The 18,052-nt window shown below is 70.1% G+C and carries 19 protein-coding genes and 1 riboswitch; of the genes, 5 read left to right on the top strand and 14 right to left on the bottom strand.

Translation table 11 applies throughout. The features are described 5' to 3' along the window. Window positions 1–3: 3 nt before the first annotated feature. Window positions 4–495, bottom strand: a complete 492-nt coding sequence (locus tag ACFQS9_RS03880; RefSeq protein ID WP_378401770.1) for a polyadenylate-specific 3'-exoribonuclease AS — start codon at window positions 493–495, stop codon at window positions 4–6. 99 nt (window positions 496–594) lie between these two features. On the opposite strand from ACFQS9_RS03880, the gene ACFQS9_RS03875 reads away from it, so the two are divergent. Next, window positions 595–1,917 carry a glycosyltransferase 87 family protein gene (locus tag ACFQS9_RS03875; protein ID WP_378401768.1) on the top strand — a complete coding sequence of 441 codons (1,323 nt, stop codon included), beginning with the start codon at window positions 595–597 and terminating at the stop codon, window positions 1,915–1,917. Between the two features lie 9 nt (window positions 1,918–1,926). Here ACFQS9_RS03875 and ACFQS9_RS03870 read toward each other — a convergent pair whose 3' ends face one another. The 6 genes from ACFQS9_RS03870 to ACFQS9_RS03845 form a co-directional block, all read right to left on the bottom strand. Beyond that, window positions 1,927–2,664: a lysophospholipid acyltransferase family protein gene (locus tag ACFQS9_RS03870; protein ID WP_378401889.1), complete on the bottom strand. Its 738-nt coding sequence runs from the start codon at window positions 2,662–2,664 to the stop codon at window positions 1,927–1,929. A 119-nt stretch (window positions 2,665–2,783) separates the two neighbouring features. Next, complete coding sequence (locus ACFQS9_RS03865; RefSeq protein WP_378401766.1) at window positions 2,784–3,758, bottom strand: ROK family protein; 975 nt, start codon at window positions 3,756–3,758, stop codon at window positions 2,784–2,786. 2 nt (window positions 3,759–3,760) lie between these two features. After that, entirely contained in the window at window positions 3,761–4,159 is a 399-nt protein-coding gene (locus ACFQS9_RS03860; protein ID WP_378401764.1) for a hypothetical protein, read from the bottom strand. After that, entirely contained in the window at window positions 4,156–5,367 is a 1,212-nt protein-coding gene (locus tag ACFQS9_RS03855) for an ArsA family ATPase (RefSeq protein WP_378401887.1), read from the bottom strand. Before ACFQS9_RS03855 ends, ACFQS9_RS03860 begins: the two co-directional genes overlap by 4 nt. A gap of 41 nt (window positions 5,368–5,408) precedes the next feature. Further along, a complete protein-coding gene (locus ACFQS9_RS03850) occupies window positions 5,409–5,846 on the bottom strand; it encodes an SRPBCC family protein (protein ID WP_378401762.1) in 438 nt (145 codons plus the stop codon). A 106-nt stretch (window positions 5,847–5,952) separates the two neighbouring features. Further along, on the bottom strand, window positions 5,953–6,357 hold the full coding sequence (locus ACFQS9_RS03845; RefSeq protein WP_378401760.1) for a polyketide cyclase / dehydrase and lipid transport: 405 nt from the start codon (window positions 6,355–6,357) through the stop codon (window positions 5,953–5,955). Between the two features lie 115 nt (window positions 6,358–6,472). Between ACFQS9_RS03845 and ACFQS9_RS03840 the strand changes: the two genes are divergently transcribed. Continuing rightward, entirely contained in the window at window positions 6,473–8,272 is a 1,800-nt protein-coding gene (locus tag ACFQS9_RS03840; RefSeq protein ID WP_378401758.1) for an AMP-dependent synthetase/ligase, read from the top strand. 68 nt (window positions 8,273–8,340) lie between these two features. On the opposite strand, the gene ACFQS9_RS03835 is transcribed toward ACFQS9_RS03840, so the two are convergent. The 5 genes from ACFQS9_RS03835 to ACFQS9_RS03815 all read right to left on the bottom strand — a co-directional run bounded on the left by ACFQS9_RS03835 (window position 8,341) and on the right by ACFQS9_RS03815 (window position 13,468). Next, window positions 8,341–9,468, bottom strand: a complete 1,128-nt coding sequence (locus ACFQS9_RS03835) for a glycosyltransferase family 4 protein (protein ID WP_378401756.1) — start codon at window positions 9,466–9,468, stop codon at window positions 8,341–8,343. A gap of 59 nt (window positions 9,469–9,527) precedes the next feature. Then, window positions 9,528–10,811 carry a hypothetical protein gene (locus ACFQS9_RS03830; RefSeq protein ID WP_378401885.1) on the bottom strand — a complete coding sequence of 428 codons (1,284 nt, stop codon included), beginning with the start codon at window positions 10,809–10,811 and terminating at the stop codon, window positions 9,528–9,530. 77 nt (window positions 10,812–10,888) lie between these two features. Continuing rightward, window positions 10,889–11,941: a C40 family peptidase gene (locus ACFQS9_RS03825; protein ID WP_378401754.1), complete on the bottom strand. Its 1,053-nt coding sequence runs from the start codon at window positions 11,939–11,941 to the stop codon at window positions 10,889–10,891. A gap of 384 nt (window positions 11,942–12,325) precedes the next feature. Then, window positions 12,326–12,922, bottom strand: a complete 597-nt coding sequence (locus tag ACFQS9_RS03820) for an NlpC/P60 family protein (RefSeq protein ID WP_378401752.1) — start codon at window positions 12,920–12,922, stop codon at window positions 12,326–12,328. Further along, a riboswitch (cyclic di-AMP (ydaO/yuaA leader) is annotated at window positions 12,908–13,072 on the bottom strand. It overlaps the preceding gene by 15 nt. A gap of 126 nt (window positions 13,073–13,198) precedes the next feature. Beyond that, a complete protein-coding gene (locus ACFQS9_RS03815) occupies window positions 13,199–13,468 on the bottom strand; it encodes a hypothetical protein (protein ID WP_378401750.1) in 270 nt (89 codons plus the stop codon). A 137-nt stretch (window positions 13,469–13,605) separates the two neighbouring features. Between ACFQS9_RS03815 and ACFQS9_RS03810 the strand changes: the two genes are divergently transcribed. Both ACFQS9_RS03810 and ACFQS9_RS03805 read left to right on the top strand, forming a co-directional pair. Next, a complete protein-coding gene (locus ACFQS9_RS03810) occupies window positions 13,606–15,318 on the top strand; it encodes a DEDD exonuclease domain-containing protein (RefSeq protein ID WP_378401748.1) in 1,713 nt (570 codons plus the stop codon). A 100-nt stretch (window positions 15,319–15,418) separates the two neighbouring features. After that, on the top strand, window positions 15,419–15,694 hold the full coding sequence (locus tag ACFQS9_RS03805; protein ID WP_378401746.1) for an Lrp/AsnC family transcriptional regulator: 276 nt from the start codon (window positions 15,419–15,421) through the stop codon (window positions 15,692–15,694). 61 nt (window positions 15,695–15,755) lie between these two features. On the opposite strand, the gene trpD is transcribed toward ACFQS9_RS03805, so the two are convergent. Then, window positions 15,756–16,790, bottom strand: coding sequence for an anthranilate phosphoribosyltransferase (gene trpD / locus ACFQS9_RS03800; RefSeq protein ID WP_378401744.1), 1,035 nt, complete (start codon window positions 16,788–16,790; stop codon window positions 15,756–15,758). Between the two features lie 46 nt (window positions 16,791–16,836). Continuing rightward, the gene (locus ACFQS9_RS03795; RefSeq protein ID WP_378401742.1) at window positions 16,837–17,313 is read right to left on the bottom strand and encodes a hypothetical protein; all 477 of its coding nucleotides are present in this window, start codon (window positions 17,311–17,313) and stop codon (window positions 16,837–16,839) included. Between the two features lie 126 nt (window positions 17,314–17,439). On the opposite strand from ACFQS9_RS03795, the gene ctaE reads away from it, so the two are divergent. Then, window positions 17,440–18,051 carry an aa3-type cytochrome oxidase subunit III gene (gene ctaE / locus ACFQS9_RS03790; RefSeq protein WP_378401740.1) on the top strand — a complete coding sequence of 204 codons (612 nt, stop codon included), beginning with the start codon at window positions 17,440–17,442 and terminating at the stop codon, window positions 18,049–18,051. Window position 18,052 lies beyond the last annotated feature (1 nt).

Here is an 18,052-nt window from a genome sequence, read left to right as displayed (position 1 = left end):
TAGTCAGCGAATCGCGAGCGATGCCCGGATCGCCTCGAACTTGACCAGGTTGTGCCTGGCGTCGGCCAGCGCGTCGTGCGCGTCGGTCGGAGCCGGCGGCAACGCGGGCGATCCGCAGTCCTCCCAGTACTGGCGCAACTCGCGGGTGAACCGCGGCAGCGAGCGCGGCAGCGCGGTCATGTCCCCCCACAGCTGGCAGAGCGCGACGTGGTCGTAGGCCGCGATCCATGCCCACAGCTCAGGCGTGATGCCGGGGCGCGGAACGAGGAATTTGAGCAGGTCGTCGCGGATCTGCGCGCGCGAGCGCCACAGCGGCGAGGACGGCTGGGGCAGCTTGGGCAATACGTTCGCGCGCACCCACTTGCCCGCCCTCGCGGGGTCGAACTCGTTGGAGACGGCATAGAACTCCCTGCCGTCCTCGGCGGCCACACCGATCGAGACCAGCTCGATTGTGCGACCATCCTCGATGAACTCGCAGTCGTAGAAGTAGCGCACCCGGGCAGACTATGCCGCCCGACGGTTCCGCACGACCACCGCCCCCGACCCGAAGGACAATTGGTGCCTGGCCAGGATCAAACCGCTCCGAGTGACCGCGTGAGCACCGACACACCGGCAGCCGCACGGCAACCGGTGTCGGCGTCGACGGACGCCGGCCCCGCCCGGACCGGAGCAGGGATCCGGAGCGTCGTCCTCGGCCCCCTGACCCGCGCAGTCATCCTGATCGCCGCCGCGATCGGCGTGATCTACAACCTGGTCGGGTTCCCCGGGCTGCGGCAACTCGGCAGCTACTACCGGATCGATCTCGACGTGTACCGGATCGGCGGCACGGCGCTGGCGAACGGCGTCGCGCTCTACGGCCAGATGCCGCCGACCGCCCTCGGCAAGTCGCTGCCGTTCACCTACCCCCCGCTCGCCGCGATCGTGTTCAGCCCCATGTCGGCGATCAGCCTCGGCGAGGCGAGCACAGCCCTGACCGCCCTCTCGCTGGTGCTGCTCTTCGCGACCGCGGTGGTCACCCTCACCTCGATCGGCGCGCTGCCGGAACGCACCCTGCTGTGGACCGCCGGGGCGGCGTTCGCCGGGGCGCTGGTGCTCGAGCCGGTGTACTCCACCCTCGACTACGGCCAGATCAACATCGTCCTCATGGCGCTCGTCGCCGCCGACTGCCTGCTCAAGAAGACACCGTGGCCGCGCGGAGCGCTGGTCGGTCTCGTCGCGGCGGTCAAGCTCACGCCGGCGGTCTTCGTGCTCTACTTCCTGCTGCGCAAGGACTTCCGCGCGGTCCTGGTCACCGCGGTGGGCTTTGCCGCGGGAACGGCCGTCGGCTTCGCCGTCTCGTTCACCGATTCCAGGCAGTACTGGACCGACACGCTCATCGACTCCAACCGGATCGGCAGGCCCGCCTACCCCGCGAACCAGTCGATCACCGGGATGCTGGCGCGCCTCGGCCTCGACCCGTCGCTGCGCACCCCGCTGTGGATGCTGGCGAGCGTCGTGGTCCTGATCGTCACCGCGCTGGCCGCACGCCGGGCGCTGTCTGCCGGGATGCCCGCGCTCGCGCTCAGCGTCACGGCACTGTTCGGGCTCCTGGTCTCCCCGGTGTCCTGGTCACACCATTGGGTGTGGGTGGTCCCGACGCTGCTGGTGCTCGGGCATCTCGCCTACACCCGCCGGAGCCTCGGCTGGGCGCTGTGGGTCGCGGCGGGGGCGGCGCTGTTCGTGGTGGCCCCGCACTGGCTGCTGACGCCCGGCCGGACGAGTGGACTCGGCTGGCCGCTGTGGGATCAGTTCCTCGCGTCGTCGTACGTGTGGTGGGGCCTGGCGACGCTGGTGCTGGTCGCCGCTGTTGGCGTCACCGGCAGCGCGACGCGGATCGCTGCGGACGAGCGGTCGCGGGTGCCCGCCCCGGTCGCCTGACCGGATGGTCTAGCTGGCCCGGGTGTCCGGGATCCGGTCGGCGGCGGGTGCGGGCGCGGCGGTCGCCGTCTCGGCGGGCTTGTTCTTGAGCGTGGCCGCGTAGATGTCGACGTACTCCTGGCCGGAGAGCGCCATCAGCTTGTACATGACCTCGTCGGTGACGGCGCGCTCGACGAAGCGATTCCCACCCATGCCGTTGAACCGCGAGAAGTCGATCGGCTCGCCGATCTTGATCACGATCTTCGCGGGACGCGGGAAGCGCGAGCCGATCGGGTTCAGCTTGTCGGTGCCGATCATCGCGACCGGGATGACAGGAACGCCGGACTGCAGCGCCATCCGCGCCATGCCCGTCTTGCCTTTGTACAGCCGGCCGTCCGGGGAGCGGGTGCCCTCGGGGTAGATCCCGAGCAGCTTGCCGGCGCCGAGCACCCTCATGCCCGCGTTGAGCGCGTCCTGCGCCGCGTCGGCCCCGGTCCGGTCGATCGGCACCTGGCCGACCGCGGAGAAGAACCACCGCTGGAATCGGCCCTTGAGTCCAGTACCGGTGAAGTACTCGCTCTTGGCCAGGAAGGTGATCCGGCGCGGCGACTTCAGCGGCAGGTAGAACGAGTCCATCACGGCCTGGTGGTTACTGGCGAGAATCGCCGGACCATTGGTCGGAATGTGTTCTGCGCCTTCGATGGTCGGGCGCCCGAGCACCAGCAGGATCGGTCCGAGAAAGATGTATTTGAACAGCCAGTACCACATGGCGCCCTTCCCGAAGTCATCCGTGCTCACGCTATGTTTCTCGTGTGATGACTGTACTCACGGCCGGTGGATGTGGCCACCGGAGGGGCGCACCGGCCCCCGAGTCGTGACGGGTGAGGTCAGGACCCGAGCTCCGTTCGGGCGAGTTCGGCCGCACCGATCATGCCCGCCGCCTCACCCAGCTGGGTCGACCTGATCCGGGCCAACGGTCGATGCCCGGACCCGGTGACGAGCGTGGCGTAGTGCTCGCGCGCGTCGTCGAGGAACAGCGGCGCCGAACTGGCCACGCCGCCCGCGATCACCACCAGGTCGGGGTCGTAGACGTCGCTCACCATCGCGAGACCGACGCCCAGCCAGCGGGCGAACTCCGCCATCGTCGCCATCGCGACCTTGTCGCCGTCCTGTGCCGCACCCGCGACCCGGCGGCCCGTCAGGCCCCCGGGGTCGGCTGCCACCTCGCGCGCCAGAATCGTCGACTCGGACGGATTCGCGGCCAGCAACTCGATCGCGGTGTCCACCAGGGCGGTACCGCTGCAGTACCGCTCCCAGCAGCCCCGCTTCCCGCAGGCGCAGGGTCGTCCACCGGACGTCACCTGCACGTGGCCGAGTTCCGGTGCCACCCCGTGACTGCCCCGATAGAGCGAGCCGCCGAGCAGCAACCCGGCACCGATCCCCGTTCCGATCGACATCATCAGCACGTTCTGCCCGCCGGCCGCGGCGCCGAACCGGTACTCGGCCCAGGCCGCAGCGTTGGCGTCGTGCTCGAGGATCACCGGCAGGCCCAGGCGATCGCTGAGGTCGTGCGCGACCGGGGCGTCCACCCACGGCAGGTGCGGCGCGAATCGCACCGTGGACCGGTCCGGCGTGATGAATCCGGCCACCGCGAGGCCGACCCCACCCACCTCGTGGCGCCCGCACAGCTCCCGGACCGCGCGGTCGAGCCCGTCCTCCAGCGCCTGCGCCGACCGCGGGGTCGGCGCCAGCGTCGAGTCGAGCACCTGCCCGTCACCGTCGACGACCGCTGCCCTGATGCTGGTTCCACCGACGTCGATACCGATCGTGAGTGCGGTCCGACTGCCGATGCGCGTGCCCATGGTCACCGATTGTGCTCGACGCGAACCGAGATCGGGACGAACTTCGGGCGAGCCCCCGGCACGTCCGCGCCGGGACCCGGACCGTCGGACGGCCCAGCGGGGCCACCGTCGGGGCCGGGGTGCGCCCCGTGCTCGTCCAGGATCTGCCGGAGCAGCGCGAGCAGCACCGCGGCCTGCGATCCGAGCAGCGTGATCAGGTCATGCTGCTCCCCGCGGGCCAGCGCCGCGAGCGCACACACCGGGCACCAGCTGCATCCGTAAGGTCCCGGCTCGCCACCGTCGGGGTTCGCGGCGGTCGCGGCCGCCTCGGATGCCTTCTGCAGCAGTGGTTCCAGCCGATCGAACGCTGCGTGCGTGAGCGCCCTCAGCTCGGCGACCAGGTCTGCGTGCTCGCCGTTCACAGCGGCCACACCTGCGGGTCGGGCCGGAACCGGATCACGAGGTCGCCGTCCTCGAACCGGGCGCCCTCGGTGGTGCACCGCCGGAGCACGGACGCCAGCCTGACCCTGCGCCGAACTCCCGCGGCCCCGACGACCAGGTCGTCCTCGACCCTGCCCAGGGTCAGCGTGGACGGGTCGACCAACGGCATGCGCAGTCGCAGCGCGTACACCGATTCCACCCCCGAGCCTGATTCCAGTTCGACCCGCGCCGCCGTCGAACCATCGCCCGCGGCGGTCAGCGGATCGACCCCGGCCGGGTACAGCGCGTCGGCGAGCGCAGCGAGAGAATCAAACCCTACCGGCTCCCGGCCGTTCTCGTCGGCCGTGAGCACCGGTAGCCCGCCGAGCGAGTCGGCCAGCGAATCCACCTGCACGCGCTCTCGTTCCGCACGCTCCGCACACCAGCGCATCGCCGGATGGTCCGATCCGAAGTCGTGCGACGAAACATCATGCGGCAGTAGCTTGTTCACGATCACGCCGTCGACGCGCACACCGAGCACCGACATCGCCGCCGCGGTGCGGCGCGCCTCGGCCACGACCATCGCCTCTGCGGTGAGCACCAATCGTGCACAGGTGTTCCTGCGGTCCGTGAGCATCGCCCGAACCGGGAGGGTGAAGTCGCTGAGGCGATCGACGAGCAGCGCGGCGATCGCCTGCCACCGCTGCGTGCCCGGCACCGTGGCGCGGAGGTGACGAGGCCAGATCCGCTCGAGATAGTCGTGCACCATGTCCGGAACCGTCAGCAGGCGCAACAGATCACCCGTCGGCGGGCAGTCCACCAGCACGGCGTCCCAGTCGCCTCCGTGCGCGAGGCGGGCGACCTCCGCCAGAGCCAGCAACTCCTCCGCACCGGGCAGCCCCGTCAGTTCCTGCGGATCGGGCAGCGACAGCGGCGAACCGTGCTCGTGGTCGGAGCCGCCGGGGATGAGCGCCGACAGTGCGCCCAATCGATTCTCGAGCAGCGCGAGGGTGTCGAGTTCGAGCGCGTCGAGTCCCCCGGCCACCTCGACGATGTCCGCTTCCTCCCGCGCGACGCCCTCGACCGCGAAGACATCGGTCAGCGAGTGCGCCCGGTCCAGCGAGATGAGCAGAACGCGGTCGCCGGTGCGCGCCAGCGCAATCGCGGTTGCCGCGGCGAGTGTCGTCTTCCCGACGCCACCCTTACCGATGAAGAACCGGATCTGGGTGTTCGCATCGGGGCGGCCCCCGGTCAGCCTTCGACCCTCTTCTTCAATTCCTTGAGGGCGGTATCGGTGATCGCCTTCTCTGCCTTGCGTTTGAACAGCCCGATCATCGGGATGTTCAGATCGACGGTCAGCTCGTAGGTGACCGTCGTGGTCCCGTCCGGCTCGTCCTCGAGGGTGTACGAGCCGTCCTGTGACTTCTGGATCTCCGCCGAGGCCAGCTGCCAGCGCACCGACTTGCCGTCCGGCGCCCAGTCGAAGTCGAGTTCGTAGGTGTCCTTGACCATCCCGGCGTCCAGCACGAACCGGACCCGTCGCGCACGCCCGTTCGCCCCGCGGGCGAGCACCTCGACGGACTTCGCCGCGGCGACCCACTCGGGGTACGCGTCATAGTCGGCGATCACGTCCATCACCCGATTGGACGGGGCGGCGATGCTGATCGACCTCTTGGTCTTGTCGGCCATGCGACCAACGCTTCCTTTCACTCCGGGACAGCCACGAATGCACTCGAGCCCATCACACACGACACAGATGTGCGCACACAATGACCGGCCACGCCGAGCGGCGCCTTCAGGCCTGCGATCGCCCGTGGCTCGGTGCCTCTCCCGCGGCACGGCCGGCCTCGAGCTCACGCTTGGTCTCGAAGGACATCACCTTGCCCGCGACGCGGCGGGCCCGGATGAGGGCGCCGAGATCGAGTTTGGCCAGCTCCGCGGGACCCACGCCGGTCGGCTCGGCGTGCAGGAAGTAGTGCACGATGGTGCCGTCGAGCTCCGGCTCCAGCCAGACCTCCATGGTTCCGGTCAGCGGTCCGGCGACCGTCCACCGAATCCCCTTCTCCGCTCGGTCCTCACGCACGGTGATCTGGAGATCGGGCCACCAGCGCCGCCATTTCGACGCCACGCCGAGCGACTCCGCCACCAATTCGGGCGGCGCCGCGATGAAGGTCTGGTCCGAGACCTGAATGCTGCTCACAGGGTTAGCTTCACACACTCCGCGCGGCGGGTGCGGGCCAGGGCCGATCGGCACGGGTTAAAGTGGAGCCGCAGCAAAACCTACTCGTCAGTACCCTGCAGTGCCGGAGGTCTTCGTGCGTGAATTCAGCGTTCCGTCAACTTTCACCATCCCTGACGACGCGTCCGCCGTCGACTCGGTGTTCAGCCACGCGGCGCAGACGCCGAACCTGGTCGTCTTCAAGCGGCACAGCGGCGGAGCGTGGACCGATGTGTCCGCGGCCGAGTTCGCCGCCCAGGTCACCAGCGTCGCCAAGGGTCTGGTCGCGATGGGCGTGCAGCCGGGCGACCGGGTCGCCCTGATGTCGTCGACCCGGTACGAGTGGCCGCTGATCGACTTCGCGATCTGGGCCGCCGGTGGTGTCACCGTGCCGGTCTACGAGACGTCCGCACCCGAGCAGGTGCGCTGGATCCTCGAGGACTCGGGCGCCGTCGGCCTGGTCGTCGAGAACGAGGGCCACGCGAAGGCACTCGAGCAGGTCGCGGCCGAGTCGCCCGCGCTGCACAAGGTCCTGCAGATCGAGGGCACCCCGGGCGCGATCGCCGAACTGACCGCACTCGGCGCCGACGTCGGCGACGACGAGGTCCGGGCCCGCACCGAGGCGCTCAAGGCGAGCGACCCCGCCACCCTGATCTACACGTCCGGCACCACCGGCCGCCCCAAGGGCTGCCAGCTCACGCACTCCAACCTGATCGCGGAATCGCGCGGCATCACCACCTCCGGATTCGGTGCGCTGCTGCGCCCGGGCCGCAGCACCCTGATGTTCCTGCCGATGGCGCACGTGCTCGCCCGCGCGGTCTCCCTCGGTGCGTTCGATGCCGGCGCCACGGTCGGTCACACCTCCGACATCCCGAACCTGGTCCCCACCTTCGGCGTCTTCAAGCCGGACTTCATCCTGTCCGTGCCCCGGGTGTTCGAGAAGGTCTTCAACACCGCCCGCCAGAAGGCACACGGCGAGGGCAAGGGCAAGATCTTCGACAACGCCGCCGAGGTCGCCATCGAGTGGAGCGAGGCCCAGGACACCGGCGGCGCCGGGTTCGGCCTCAAGGTCAAGCACGCGGTGTTCGACAAGCTGGTGTACTCCAAGCTGCGGGCCGCTCTCGGCGGCCAGTGCCAGCTCGCGATCTCCGGCGGCGCCCCGCTCGGCGCCCGGCTCGGCCACTTCTTCCGCGGTATCGGCGTGACGATCTTCGAGGGCTACGGCCTGACCGAGACGAGCGCGGCGATCGCGGTGAACACGCCGGGCAACCAGAAGGTCGGCAGCGTCGGAAAGCCGTTGGCAGGCAACGCTGTTCGAATCGCCGAGGACGGCGAGATCCTGCTCTCGGGACCGGTGGTCTTCAGCGGGTACTGGCGCAACGAGGCGGCCAGCGCCGAGGCGATCGAGGACGGCTGGTTCCACACCGGTGATCTCGGCTCGGTCGACACCGAGGGCTACATCACCATCACCGGCCGCAAGAAGGAGATCATCGTGACGGCGGGCGGCAAGAACGTCGCCCCCGCGCAGCTCGAGGATCAGCTCCGCGCGCACCCGCTGATCAGCCAGGCGCTGGTGGTCGGCGATCAGAAGCCCTTCATCGGCGCCCTGATCACGGTCGATCCCGACGCGTGGACCGGATGGAAGCAGCGCAACAGCAAGCCTGCCGAGGCCAGCGTCGCCGACCTGATCGCCGATGCCGACCTGATCGCCGAGGTCGACGCCGCGATCACGGAGGCCAACAAGCTGGTCTCGCATGCGGAGTCGATCAAGAAGTACCGCATCCTGCCCGTCGACTTCACGGAGGAGACCGGCGAGCTGACGCCGACCCTCAAGCTCAAGCGGAACGTCATCCACCAGAGCTTCGCCGACGACATCGAGGCCATCTACGCGAAGTAGGCGGCTGCGCCGCCTGTGCGCGGTTGAAGAGTCCAGGGACTCGTCAACCGCGCACAGGCGCGTAGCGCCTAGTGCAGCAGGCCGCTGAGCTTGGCCGCCAGCACATCCCAGCGCCACTGCTCGGACACCCACGCGCGGCCGGCCGCGCCCATGGCGGCCGCCCGATCGCGGTCGGCGAGCACCGAGATCACCGATTCGGCCACCTGCTGAACCGACCGCCCGTCCACGACGTGTCCGGTCTCGTTCTCCCGCACGGTTTCCGGCGCGCCACCCGACTGTCCGGCGATCACGGGGACGCCCGCGGCCGAGGCCTCGAGGAACACGATCCCCAGGCCCTCCACATCGAGGCCCGCTCCCCTGGTGCGGCACGGCATCGCGAACACATCGGCGATGGTGTGGTGCGCCGCCAGCTCGGCGGCGGGCACCGTCCCGGTGAACACCACGTGGTCCTCCATCCCGGTTTCCCGCGCCAGCGCATGGAGCCTGCCCTGGTACGGACCGCCACCCACGACGACGAGGACCGCGCCGTCGATGGACTCACGGATCCTGGGCAGCGCCCGGATCAGGACGTCCTGACCCTTGCGCGGAACCAGCCGGGACAGGCACAGGACGGTCGGGCGGTCGCCCAGCCCGTACCGCGCCCGCAGCTCCGCCCGGGCCGCCGGGTCGGGTCGGAACACCTCGGTGTCCACACCGGGCGGCAGGTGCTCGAGCGCCGCCGCGGCCCCGAACGCGGAGGCGAATCGGCCCCGCGTGTACTTGCTCACGAAGGTGACCGTGTCCGTGGTGTTCCCGATCCGGCGCAGGGCCTGCCGGGCGGCGGGCAGCATCGACCATCCGACCTCGTGTCCGTGGGTGCTGGCCACCACCCGCTCGGCACCCGCCCGTCGCAGCCCGGGGGCCAGCAGCGCCAGCGGGGCCGCCGCGCCGAACCACACGCTGTCGCATTCACGCGACCGCACCAGTTTGGCCGCGCGGCGGGCCACCAGCGGGGTGGGCAGCATCAGTGTCGTGGGATGGCGCACCACCTCGAACGGCTGACGCGCGTCGAACTTCTTGTGGCTGTCGCCCCGCCAGCGCGGGGCATACACCACCAACTCATCGGCCGGCAGCGCGTTCGCAAAGGACTGGAGGTAGGACTGGATGCCTCCCGGTCGGGGCGGAAAGTCATTCGTCACCAACAGGGTTCGGCGCATGTGTTCACCGTAATTGCCGGGCCCCCGCGGCCGCTGCGCAGGGTCTCGTCGGCCGACGCTCAGTCGAGCGCCTCGGCCACCCAGTGCCCCCAGTCGGTCACGAACTCCGACGCGGAGAGCCCGACCGACTCGTGCAGCTTCGTGTCGAGCTCGTGACTCCCCAACGGACCGGTCGCCAGGTCCACGTACAGCTCACGCAGGGTCGGCTCGTCGAACCGGTCGGCGACGTAGGCCGACACGGACCAGGCCAGCTCGTATGCGGCCTGTGCACGCTCCCCGCCCGCCGCGAAGTCCGCGTCGATCGGGAGCCGGGACGGCGGTCCGTGCGCGACCACCGCCGCCGCCAGAATCGGCGCCGCCCGACCGACCGTGGCACCGGTATCGCGATGGCCGGCGTAGTCGGCGAAGCCCTCCAGCATCCACATCGGTGATCCGTCGGTGGTCGCTGCGCGGGCGGCCACGTGGGTGAGCTCGTGCCGCAGCACCGAGCGCCGGGTGTCCTCACCGAGCCGCTGCGACGCGGCCGGGCTGAACACGACGCGCTGGCCCGTCGCGGTGCCGGACCCCGGCTCGACGACATCGGAGACCGCGACGGCGGCGATGTCGGACCCGCTGTGGTCGGCCCCGACCTGCTCCTCGAACTCCTCCTGGGAGGAGCTGACGACGACCAGGGCACGCTGCGACCAGTCGGGGCCCCACAGTTCGGTCACCGAGGAAACCGCATCCGCGAGATCTGCCGCGATCGCGTCGATCAGTTCCTCCTGATCGGAGTGACCGAGCACCACCGACGAGTGCGAACCGGTTTCCACCTCGCGCATCACGACCGGGCCGAAATCCCAAGGGCCACGCCAGGTATGGCGCCCGTGCTCCGGGAGCGACCGGTCGGAGACCAGGGTCCAGCTCTCCCCCCGCCTGGCCACGATCAGCGCGACGGGCTTGCGCGTGGAACCGGCGTCCGCGCCCTCGATGGCGTAGCGCAGGTACGCGGGCACCGCCCACACGTCGGTGGCGTCGAGCTGCTCGGCCAGGTCCGTCGGGACCGGGGTCTCGGGGTCGGATCCGATCTCGTAGCCCCAGTCCGCCAACGGCACGTCGGCGAGATGCTCACTGCGGCGGATCTCGGCGGCGAGGAACTCGGGCGCGGCGGCGCGGTCGAACAGCCTGGCGAGGGCGGCGGTGTCACCGTCCCTGACCGCACCCGCCCAGCGGTTCAGGAGGTCCTGGACGCCCGCGCGGCGGGCCTGTTCGTACGGGTTGACGCTGGCGGTGGCTGAGCCACGCGGCTCCAGTTCCGTCGGCTGCGACCGGGCCGTCAACACGCCGACCGCGACGAGGGCGAGCAGCAACCCGCCGAGCGCAGCCGCCTCCCATGTCCGGATCCGACGCCGTGGCTGCCGCGGCGGGACGTCCGGTACGGCGTTCAGTACCTTCTGGCGCCGTAGAACGGGTACGCGTCCATCGGCGCGACCTTGACCGGGACACCGAAGGTGGACGCGTGCAGGATGTTGCCGTTTCCTGCGTACATTCCGACGTGCGAGATGTCGGGGTAGAACAGCACCAGGTCACCCGGCTGGAGCTCGGAGCGCGAGACCGGCACGCCGCCCGCGGCCTGGGCCTGACTCGAACGGGGCAGCGTCTTGCCGACCTGCTTGTAGGCCCACACCATCAGGCCGGAGCAGTCGTATCCGTCCGGACCGGTGGCACCCCAGACATAGGGCTTACCGACCTGGGTCATGCCCGCCTGCAGCGCGCCGGAGTTCGAGCCCGGAGCGAGCCCCTTGAGGATCGTCTGGGGGTCGAATCCGGGCGGGAAGGGGGTGCCGGCGAGGGTGGCCCGCTCCGAGCCGCTCAGCGCGCCGAACGCCTGGGTGACCTGCGCGATCTGCGCCTGCAGGTCGCTCTGCTTGTTCTGCAGGTCGTCGCTGATCGACCTGGCCTGCTCGGTGGCGGTGCGCGCGGCCTCGGCGGACTGACGCGAGGCCTCGGCGGCGGCAGCGGCCTCGTCGGTGGCCTGCTTGAAGTGACCGACCTGGGCCGCGGTGTCCGCGGAGATCACGCTGAGCGTGGACATCTGGTCGAGGAGCTGCTGCGGCGAATCGGAGACCATCACCGCGAACAGTCGGTTGACGCGGGCGCCCTGGTAGCTCGCCGTCGTCAACTTGTCGATCGCCGGCTGGAACTGCGCGATCCTGGCCTTCGCCTCGGTCAGCAGATGCTGGTCCGCGGCGTGCCTGGACTCGGCATCGCGCTGGACCGCCGCCTTGGAGTCGAGGTCGATCTGCGCATTGTGCAGCGCCTCGTTGGTCTGCTCGGAGGTGCGGGAGAGTTCGGAGAGCTTCTCGAGCGCGGCCGTCGGGCTCTCCAGTGCGGGGTCCGCGGTCGCGGTGCCCGCGGGAACCGCGACGGCCCCGAGGGAGAGCAGGCCCGTTGCCAGCACTGCGCCGGTGGATCGCTTCAGTCTCTGTGACGCCACGAAAGCTGGTACTCCGTTCTTCCACTGCCCGTCGACCGAGTTGGCTGACGGGTCGGGCTGGGAAGATCAGCCCTGTCCCCCGAACCGAGGCCCGAGCGGGAGATTCACCCCGGCGGACTCCGTCCCCGGTGCCGGTCCGGCGCATCGGCGCTCGGTCCCGCGTGGTGACGACCCCCGATGCCGCGCCGGGTGACGCGGCAAGAACTCGGAAGGTCTCAGACAGGTTACGGAATGGCATACGACGATGTCCACCCCGAACGGACGGGACATTTCCGCCGCGCTCCGGGCGCCGTGGGGCGAGCGCCTGCGCGCCACAAAAGCACGGTGGGCCCGAACCGTCCGGAGACGGTTCGGGCCCACCAAAGAAAGCGTGTGCGCTGCGCTTTAGTAGCGGCGGGCACCATCCATCGGCATGGACGCGATCGGCGCGCGCTTGACCGGGGTTCCGGAGGTCGCGGCGTGGATGACCTCGCCGTTGCCTGCGTAGATGCCCGAGTGCGAGCCGCCGTAGAAGGAGACCACGTCGCCCGGCTTGAGGGCGGAGGTGGAGACCGGCGTGCCGGCCGCGGCCTGGTCGTAGCTGGTGCGCGGCAGGTTGATGCCCGCCTGCTTGAACGCCCACTGCACGAGGCCCGAGCAGTCGAAGGAATCCGGGCCCGAGGCGCCGTAGACGTAGGGAGAACCGATCTTGCTCGCGGCGGCCTGAACAGCCTTGTCACCTGCGGAGACCAGGGGCGCGGGGGCCGGGGCGGCCGGGGCGCCGGGCAGGGCCGGGAGGCCGGGCACCTGGATGGTCTGGGCAGGCACACCCGGGATGTCGAAGGTTCCGATGCCGGAGATGGTGACGGGCTCGGCGAGCGCGGGGCCGGCCGACACGGCGATGGCACCGAAGGTCAGCGCGCTGGCGACGGCGATGCGTCGCACGGAACGCTGGGTAGTAGATGAAGCCACGAGAAGGGTTACTCCGTTTCTTCCGTTCATCCGCCGACCGAGTTAGCTGACGGGTTCGGGCTGGGAAGATCAGCCCTACCCGGCGGCACGCATGTCGCGCTCCGACGGGATTCACCCCAGAGAAACTTGGGTTCCCGGCACGATCGCTCTCGCGAGTGATCGATTAGGCGGTTCCTGGCGATGCCGCACCGGATGGTGTGGCAAGACTCCGCTAGGTCTCAGGAAGGTTACGAAAGCGTCCAGCCCATGTCGACCCAACACGCCCGACCAGTGGGCCGATTCGGACATATCGCCCAGAATTGGACGCTAGGCCACTCCTGGATCACGAGCAGATAACGACCGACCGGTCTGCGTGGCATCCGCGGCCCGCACCAACCGAAGCCTCGGCACCAGCCCGACCTCGGCCAGCACCTCCAGGGCAACCCGTTCGTCCTGCTCAATACTGATCCGGGCGGACCCCGCCGGGACCGCCACCGGTGCGCACGGCCGGACACCGGGCGGCCCCAACAACACGGTCACCACACAGTCCCCACACGCGGAGGGGCGAACCTCGCAGTCGTTGCAATCGACAATCACTGTGATCCTCGTCTCCGACGGGGGCCTCGCGGCTGTTCCGAGGCCTCTGCGACGGAAAGTAGCGCCCGGGTCCGACACGGAGCGGCGCGGCGACCGCACCCCGATCTCTGTCGGTAGCCGCCCCTAGCCTCTGCCGTGTGAGCCCGCAGAGTCCGCCCAACGCCCAGCTGAGCTTCGACGAGCTCGACACCCCGTTGCGGGACACCACCTTCGTCGTCGTGGACCTGGAGACGACGGGCAGCGCGCCGGGCGAGGACGCGATCACCGAGATCGGCGCGGTCAAGATCCGCGGCGGCGAGGTCGTCGGCGAGCTCTCCACCCTGGTCGATCCGGGGCGGTCGATGCCCCCGTACATCGTGGAGCTGACGGGGATCACCTCCGCGATGCTGATCGGGGCGCCGCGGATCGAGCGAGTGCTCCCGAGCTTCCTGGAGTTCGCCAGGGGCGCGGTCCTGGTCGCCCACAACGCACCATTCGACATCGGGTTCCTCAAGGCCGCCACGGCCCGCTGCGAGCTGCCCTGGCCGCCGTTCCAGGTGTTGTGCACCGTCAAGCTGGCCCGCCGCGTGCTCAGCAGGGACGAGGCACCCTCGGTCAAACTCTCGGCCCTCGCCACCCTCTTCGACGTCAGCACCAGACCGACACACCGCGCGCTCGACGACGCCCGCGCCACGGTGGACGTGCTGCACGGCCTCATCGAGCGGGTCGGCAACCTGGGCGTGCACAGCTACGCGGAACTGGTCGACTACCTCCCCAACGTCTCCGCCGCGCAACGCGGCAAGCGTGGATTCGCCGCACACCTGCCTCGCACCCCGGGCGTGTACCTGTTCCGCGGCCCCTCCGACGAGGTGCTCTACGTGGGCACCGCGGTCAACCTGCAGCGCCGGGTGCGCGGCTACTTCACCGGATCCGAGACACGCGCCCGGATGAAGGAGATGGTGGCGCTGGCCACCCGGGTCGACCACGTCGAGTGCGCACACGCCCTCGAGGCCTCGGTCCGCGAACTCCGTCTCCTGGGCGCGCACGCGCCCCCGTACAACCGGCGCTCGAAGTTCCCCCGCCGCGCATGGTGGATCACCCCGACCGTCGAGCCGTTCCCCCGGCTCTCCGTCTCCCGCAGGGCGAGCGCCGATGCCCTCGGCCCTTTCGGCTCTCGTACCGATGCGGCAGAGGTGGCCGCGACGATCGCGGACATCTGCCGAATCAGGACCTGCACCAAGAGAATTCGCGAGGATCAACCACACGGACCGGACTGCCCGGACAGCACAGTCGGCGGCTGTCCCGCCGGCGGCACGCCGCAGACCTCGACCGAGTACCGCCGCGCGTCCCAGGCCGTGCACGCGCTCATCCGCGGCACCGACGACGCGCCGCTACACCGGATGCGGGCCCGGATCGAGGAACTCGCGGCGGCCGAACTCTTCGAGAGTGCCGTCCGGCTGCGTGACCGCACCGCGACCCTGGCCCTCGCTCTCCGACGGGCCCAACGCCTCGCGAGCCTGGCCGCCGTCGACGAACTCGTCGCCGCGCGCCCATCCGGGTCCGGCGGATGGGACCTCGCGGTGATCCGGGCCGGCAGGCTCGCCTCCGCCGGGGTGGCCGAGCGGGGGGTGCCTCCGATGCCGGTGGTCGAGGCCCTGACCCTGGCCGCCGAAACCGTGATCGAGGAGCCCTCGCCACTGCGGGGCGCCACGGCGGGCGAGGCCGGGCTGATCGCCGCCTGGCTCGAGACGCCCGGGGTCCGGATCGTGCGTGCCAGCCACGGCTACACGGAACCGGCGCGCGGCGGGGGTGGATGGCTGCAGTGGTGCGCGCTGGCGCGGGGCGCGGCCGCCGCAGCGGGCACCACCTAGGGTGACAGGAGAAAGTACAGAGTCGGACGACCCGATCTATGGGAGAGGACCCGCGCGGCCTTCCCTATAGATAAGGACGCCACCGCAGCCTAGGAGCGAGATGATCAACGCCATCGTCCTCATTCACGCCAAAGCGAACCGGATCCCGGAGACCGCGCAGGCGGTGGCCGACATCGCCGGGGTGTCCGAGGTCTATTCCTGCGCTGGCGACGTCGACCTCATCGCCATCGTCAAGGTCCGCGACCACGCCCAGATCGCCGAAGTGGTCACCGGCGCGATCAACAAGGTCGACGGCGTCGTGCAGACGACGACCCACATCGCCTTCCGCTCCTACGCCAGCGCCGACGTCGAGGCGGCCTTCTCGATCGGCGAGTGACGAGACCGGGGATCGCCGTTCGGCCAGGCCGGACGGCGGTCCCCGCCGAGTGGACCGGCCGTCAGTCCGCCAGTTCGGTCGACACCGCGACCCAGCGCTCGAGCACCGCCGCCGCGTCGCCACTGTCGATGGCGCGCACGGCCCGGTCGATGCCCTCGCTCAGGGCACTGTCCAGCGGGCCCGACAGACCGTTGTAGGCGGCGATGGCCCCGGCCGCGTTCAGGACCACGGCGTCGTGCACGGCGCCCCGCTCACCGGCGAGCACCGCCCGCGCGATCTCGGCGTTCGCTGCGGCATCGCCGCCACGCAACGCGGACAGGGGAACCCTCTCGATCCCGAGCGCCGTCGGGTCGATGCTGTCCTCGCGCACCTGCCCACCGGACACGACAAAGGCCGTGCTCGTGGTCGAGGTGGTGATCTCGTCGAGTCCGTCGTCGCCCCGCACCACCAGCGCACTGCTCCCCCTGCGAGCCAGCACGCCCGCCACCACGGGCTGCAGATCCGCGAAGGCACAGCCGATCAGGCCTGCCCGCGGCCGCGCGGGGTTGGTCAGCGGCCCCAGCACGTTGAACACCGTCGGGATACCGATCTCCTTGCGAGGACCGGCCGTGTACCGGAACGCGGGATGGAAGGTCGGCGCGAAGCAGAAACCGATGCCGACCTCACGCACACACCGTGCGACCGCGTCCGGACTCAGATTGATCCGCACCCCGAGCGCCTCGAGCACGTCGGCGCCGCCGCTCTTCGAGGACGCGGCCCGGTTCCCGTGCTTGACCACCCGAACGCCCGCGGCGGCCACCACGACCGAGGCCATCGTCGAGATGTTGACGGTCTGCTGACGGTCACCGCCGGTGCCCACGACATCCACCGCGTCGCCATCGACATCGATCGTGCGCGCGTGCGCGAGCATCGCGTCCGCGATGCCGGTCACCTCGGCCGGGGTCGGGCCCTTCATCTTCAGGGCGATGCCGAACGCCGCGATCTGCGCGGAGGTGGCGTTGTCCGACATGATCTCGTCCATCGCCCACGATGCGGTCCCGGGATCGAGATCACGTCCGTCCGTCAGCGCACCGAGCACCTCAGGCCAACTCCCCATCGCAACCGCCTCTTGTCGTCGCCGTCAGCACAGTCGAAGAAGCAGCTTAGTCAGTACCGGCAACCGGATTCCGCGGCGGCTGCAGCGCATCCCATCCGAGCACGCGGCCACCCGCGCGCTGCGCCAGCCCAGCCATTCGCGAGCTCTCCTGTGAGCAGTGCAACGCATCGAGGATCTGCACCCGCTGCAGGACCAGCGCCACCAGGTCCGTGGACCCCGGTTCCGGCGCCGCCGCGCCCGCGGGCGCGGGTCCCTCCGTCGGCGCGACCGTGTACCCGTCCTGGCCGGCGAGCCGCGCCGCCTGCTGCACCTCGTCCGCGGGCAGTCGTAGGTGATGCCTCAGGACCGCGTCCGCCTCGGCGATCCAGCCCGGCTCCGACCCCGCCGCCCGCTCCAGCGCCCGGCTGCACGCCTCGGCGTCGTCGAAGCTCGACGCCACCACCACCAGATCTCCGCGCGCCGCGTCGAGCGGCACCGCCCGACGCCGCCCGAAGAGCTTGTGCCACCACCGCACTCGTTCCATGGCACCAGCCTGACATGCCCGCCGACCTGCACAATCACAGACCTCTGCATACTGGTCCCAGGCCGCGACGCGCCAAGAACGGACCCGAGTAGTACTCGCTTACGACGAAGCGTCATACTTCTGTCTGTGACGAGCGCAGTAGGGACCCAAGGATCCGCAATCACCCAGCGCGTGCACTCGCTGAACCGGCCGAACATGGTCAGCGTCGGCACCATTGTCTGGCTGTCCAGCGAGCTGATGTTCTTCGCCGGCCTGTTCGCGATGTACTTTGTCGCGCGCGCGCAGGCGGACGGACACTGGCCGCCGGAGCCCACCGAGCTGAACCTCGGCCTCGCGGTGCCCGTCACCGCGGTGCTGGTGGCTTCCTCCTTCACCTGCCAGATGGGCGTCTTCGCCGCTGAGCGTGGTGACGTCTTCGGGCTGCGCCGCTGGTACACGATCACCCTGGTCATGGGCATCTTCTTCGTGCTCGGCCAGGCGTACGAGTACTACCACCTGGTTCACGAGGGCACCACGCTCGCGAGCAGCGCATACGGCTCGGTCTTCTACATGACGACCGGCTTCCACGGCCTGCACGTGATCGGCGGTCTGGTCGCCTTCGTCTTCCTGATCGCGCGTACCAAGGTCAGCAAGTTCACCCCGGCACAGGCAACGGCTGCGATCGTTGTCTCGTACTACTGGCACTTCGTCGACATCGTGTGGATCGGCCTGTTCGCCACCATCTATTTCATCCGTTAAG

It is taken from the genome of Rhodococcus daqingensis (assembly GCF_042665615.1).
In the GTDB taxonomy this organism is placed as follows: Bacteria; Actinomycetota; Actinomycetes; order Mycobacteriales; family Mycobacteriaceae; genus Rhodococcus_G; species Rhodococcus_G daqingensis.
The sequence above is the reverse complement of the archived record's forward strand: the minus strand, read 5'-3'. Positions and strand labels throughout refer to the sequence as shown.